Origin of the sequence: Idiomarina sp. UBA4206, from assembly GCF_002383015.1 — a bacterium.
Taxonomy (GTDB): Bacteria; Pseudomonadota; Gammaproteobacteria; order Enterobacterales; family Alteromonadaceae; genus Idiomarina; species Idiomarina abyssalis.
Genome location: NZ_DFTS01000077.1, coordinates 14,787 through 15,017, shown reverse-complemented (window position 1 = coordinate 15,017; position 231 = coordinate 14,787). Strand labels below are relative to the sequence as shown.

Annotated in this window: 1 protein-coding gene; it reads right to left on the bottom strand. The window is 54.5% G+C overall.

Translation table 11 applies throughout. From position 1 onward, the window contains the following. Positions 1–231 (bottom strand): GTP-binding protein (locus B3180_RS15590; RefSeq protein WP_286845400.1); only part of this gene is annotated, 231 nt, incomplete at both ends.

The window sequence follows — 231 nt, the reverse complement described above, 5'->3', positions numbered from 1 at the left end:
CCAGTCTTCCGGAATGACTTCCAGCTGAGACAGTTCGTTTTTCACACGATCCGGATCTGCGCCTTCTTTATCCATTTTGTTTACAGCGACCACCAGAGGTACGCCAGCTGCTTTCGCGTGCTGAACCGCTTCTTTGGTCTGTGGCATAACGCCGTCGTCCGCTGCAACAACCAAAATAACAACATCGGTTGCGCCGGCACCACGTGCACGCATCGAGGTAAAGGCCGCGTG